Consider the following 3,880-nt stretch of genomic DNA (forward strand, 5'->3'; position numbering starts at 1 on the left):
ATGGACGCCGACGGCGCGGCGGAGTTTCTCGTCGACGGCACGCCAGCTGCTGAATCCGTCCAGACGGGTGACGCACTCCTCCAGCCGGTAGCGTCAGCGACGGACGGTTGTCCGTCGCGCCACCAAAAGGGGTGAACGGGAGTAACTTTCTCGTGCGGGCCGCGTTTTGTCGCGCTAGGCGCTCACGCGGGTACGAAACGTCACCTCGCGCGGTGGCGCGGGTGTGGCGCGGGGTGCCGTCACGCCACCGCCGGTGCGTCGCGCGCGGCGCGCCGCCGGGCCGCCAGCTCCGGGTCGAGGGCGGGCACGGAGGCCAGCAGCCGCCGGGTGTACTCCTCGCGCGGGCTGTCGTAGACCTCGTCGGCGGGGCCGTACTCGACCACCCGGCCCCGGTGCATCACCGCGAGCCGGTCGCTGACCTGGCGGACGACGGCGAGGTCGTGCGCGATGAAGACCAGCGCGAGGCCGAGTTCCCGCTGCAACTCGCCGAGCAGGGCGACCACCTGGGCCTGGGTGGTGACGTCGAGCGCGGAGACGGGTTCGTCGCAGACGATGACGCGCGGGTCGGCGGCGAGCGCGCGGGCGATGCCGACGCGCTGGCGCTGGCCCCCGCTGAACTCGTGCGGGTAGCGGTCGTGGTGCGCCCCTTCGAGCCCCACGCGCTCCAGCAGTTCCGTCACCCGGGCCCTGATCCGCTCCTCGTCCTTCTCCCCCCGGGCGCGCAGCGGGTCGGCGATGGACTCGCCCACGCTGCGGCGGGGGTTGAGGGAGGAGACGGGGTCCTGGAAGACCATCTGGACGGCCGGGTTCACCCCGGTGAGCGGCTCGCCCGCGTAGCGGATCCGGCCGGCGGTGGGCTCCAGCAGGCCGACCAGCATCCGGCCGAGGGTGGTCTTGCCGCTGCCGCTCTCACCGACGACGCCGAGGGTCTCCCCCCTGCGCACGGTCAGCGAGACGTCGTCCACGGCCGTGAACGCCCGCCTGCCCCGGCCGAACTCGCGCCGCAGCCCGGTGGCCTCCAGGACGACCTCCTCGCCGGCCGGGGAGCCGGTGCGGCGGACGTCCACGCGCGGGACGGCGTCGAGGAGTTCCCGGGTGTACGACGCCCGGGGCGCCGCGAGGACCTCCCCGACCGGGCCGTGCTCGACGGCCCTGCCGTGCCGCATGACCAGCACCTCGTCGACGCTCTCCGCGGCCACGCCCAAGTCGTGGGTGACCAGCAGCAGGCCCATGCCCGTCTCCGTGCGCAGGGTGTGCAGCAGGTCGAGGATCTGGGCCTGGACGGTGACGTCCAGCGCGGTGGTGGGCTCGTCGGCGATCAGCAGGGCGGGTTGGCAGGCCAGCGCCATGGCGATGAGCGCGCGCTGGCGCATGCCGCCGCTGAACTCGTGCGGGCGGGAGCGGGCGCGCCGGGAGGCGTCCGGGATCCCCACCCGGTCCAGGACCTCGACGGCCCGCGCCCGGGCCGCACGGCGCGAGGCGCGGGTGTGCACCCGGTACACCTCGGCGATCTGGTCGCCGATGGCGTAGTAGGGGTCGAGCGAGGACAGCGGGTCCTGGAAGACCATGGCGGCCCGGGCGCCGCGCAGCCGCCGCAGCTCCTGCTCGGTGGCCTCCTGGACGTCGGTGCCGGCGACGCGCACGCTGCCGCCGACCCGGGCGCCGGTGCCGTGGTGCAGGCCCAGCAGGGCGCCCGCGACGGTGGACTTGCCGGAGCCGGACTCGCCGACCAGGGCCAGGGCGGCGCCCTCGGCCAGGCTGAAGGAGAGTCCGTCGACGGCCCGCAGGGCGCCGAACTCGACGGTCAGACCGGTGACTTCCACCAGGCTCATGCGAGCACCACCCGTCGGTCGGCCACCGCGTACAGCACGTCCGCGACGGCGTTGGCGAGCACCACGAAGAACGCGATGACGAGGACCATGCCGACGACCACCGGGAGGTCGACCACCTTCACCGCGTGCACCAGTTCCTGGCCGATGCCGGGCAGGCCGAACAGGGTCTCGGTGAGGACGGCGCCGCCGATGGCGGAGCCGACGTTGTTGGCGTTGAGCGCGATGACCGGGGCGAACGCGCCGCGCAGGGCGTGCCGTCCGACGATGGCCCGCTCGCCGACGCCGTAGGCCCGGAAGGTCCGTACGTGGTCCTCGGCGAGCGTCTCCAGCATCGCGGCGCGGGTCAGCCGGGCGAAGGTCGCGGCCTCGATCAGGGCCAGCGACAGCCAGGGCAGCAGCAGGTTCCAGGCCCACTGCTCGGGATCGTCGGTGAAGGCGACGTACTGCGGGAAGGGCAGTAGCTGGAGCTCGCCGCAGACGATGATCATCAGCACCAGGCCGATGACGAACACGGGCGTGGCCGTGCCCGCGAGGGTGATCGCGGTGAGCACCCGCTCGGAGATCCGGCCGCGCCGCCAGGCGGAGAGGACGCCGGTGCCGACGCCCAGGGCGAGCCAGAGCACCATGGCGCCGAGGACCAGCGAGAGGCTGACGGGCAGCTTGCCCAGGATGATGTCCATGACCTGCCGGCCGCTCTGGTACGACTGCCCGAGGCAGGGCGCCGCGCAGTGCTCCACGGAGGTGCCGGTGGAGAAGTCCTGGCCGACGAACAGGCCTTGCAGGAAGTGCCAGTAGCGCACGGTGAGGGGGTCGCCGAGCCGTAGCTGTTCGGCGACCTGGTGCACCTGTTCCGGCGAGCAGCGCGGGCCGCAGGTGATCTGGGCGACGTTGCCGGGGGTGGCGTAGAAGACGACGTAGACGATGACCGAGACGGCGAGCAGGGTGATCACCGTGCCCACGGTCCGGCGCAGCAGGAATCCGCCGAAGCCGCTCATGCGGTCGCCTCCTTCTCGGTCCCGGCGCCGGCCGCGCGGTCCTTGCGACCGGTGCCGATCCGCAGCCGGGAGGCGGCGCGCGGGTCGAGCGCGGTGCGCACGCCGTCGCCGAGCACGGTGAGGGCGAGGACGGTGACGAACAGTGCGCCGGCCGGCAGCAGCAGGTACTGCGGGGCGGCCTGGTACCAGACGTCGGCGGCGGTGAGCATCTGTCCCCAGGAGGGCGTGGGCGGCTTGACGCCGACGCCGAGGAAGGACAGGGCCGACTCCACCGAGATGTTCATGGGCACGAGGAGCGCCGCATAGGTGATGACGGGCGCTGCGAGTCCGGGCAGCAGCTCCCGGCGGGCGATCCGCCAGGTCCGCCAGCCGCTGAGCCGGGCGGCCGAGACGTAGTCGAGCCCCTTCATGGACAGGGTCTGCGCGCGCACGATCTTCGCGACGCTGCCCCAGGCGACCAGGCCGATGACGAGGGTGACCAGGACGGGACGCGGGAAGCTCGCCGGGACGACCGCCAGCAGGGCCAGCGACATGATCATCAGCGGCATGGCCACGATGACGTCCGTGATCCGGCTCAGCAGTTGGTCGACCCACTGGTTGCCGAGCGCCGCGGCCACGCCGACGGCGACGCCGATGACGACCTGGATGACGGTCGCGGCCAGGGCGACTCCGAGCGAGACCCGGGCGCCGTACACCAGGCGGGCGAACAGGTCGCGGCCGGTCTGGGGTTCGACGCCCAGCCAGTGCTCCGCGCCGATGCCGCCCAGGGAGCCGACCGGCACGCCGCCGCGCGCGGAGTCGATCAGGGACGGGTGGTAGGTGGTGGGGTCCTGGCCCTCCAGGGCGGTGAGCAGCGGCGCGGCGAGCGCGACCAGGACGAGCAGCGCGACGACGGCCGCGGCGACCAGGGCGGCACGCTGCGCCCGCAGCCGCCGCCAGAACCGACGGGCCCCCGGGGCGCCGGCCGTACGCCCTGGTCCGACCTGCTGATGTACGGGGCACTCGGCTCCACCTCGGCCGTCTACCGGCACTGCTACCTGCGCGGCGAGGACC

At 73.7% G+C, this 3,880-nt stretch carries 3 protein-coding genes; all 3 read right to left on the reverse strand.

Annotated elements, in window-relative coordinates:
• Positions 1-239 precede the first annotated feature (239 nt).
• From AB0927_RS40800 to AB0927_RS40810, 3 genes are read right to left on the reverse strand one after another with little or no spacing between them, the layout of a single operon-like run.
• Positions 240-1,832 carry an ABC transporter ATP-binding protein gene (locus AB0927_RS40800; protein WP_366672935.1) on the reverse strand — a complete coding sequence of 531 codons (1,593 nt, stop codon included), beginning with the start codon at positions 1,830-1,832 and terminating at the stop codon, positions 240-242.
• On the reverse strand, positions 1,829-2,827 hold the full coding sequence (locus AB0927_RS40805) for an ABC transporter permease (protein ID WP_366672936.1): 999 nt from the start codon (positions 2,825-2,827) through the stop codon (positions 1,829-1,831). Before AB0927_RS40805 ends, AB0927_RS40800 begins: the two co-directional genes overlap by 4 nt.
• Positions 2,824-3,858 (reverse strand): ABC transporter permease, encoded by a 1,035-nt coding sequence (locus AB0927_RS40810; RefSeq protein WP_366672937.1) that lies wholly within the window; start codon positions 3,856-3,858, stop codon positions 2,824-2,826. Before AB0927_RS40810 ends, AB0927_RS40805 begins: the two co-directional genes overlap by 4 nt.
• Positions 3,859-3,880 lie beyond the last annotated feature (22 nt).

The organism is Streptomyces sp. NPDC048106 (genome assembly GCF_040706415.1).
GTDB lineage: Bacteria > Actinomycetota > Actinomycetes > Streptomycetales > Streptomycetaceae > Streptomyces.

What these genes read in the sequence shown, in the direction of transcription:
- AB0927_RS40800 (WP_366672935.1), bottom strand. Translation starts at nt 1,832, where the DNA reads ATGAGCCTGGTGGAAGTCACCGGTCTGACCGTCGAGTTCGGCGCCCTG.
- AB0927_RS40805 (WP_366672936.1), bottom strand. Translation starts at nt 2,827, where the DNA reads ATGAGCGGCTTCGGCGGATTCCTGCTGCGCCGGACCGTGGGCACGGTG.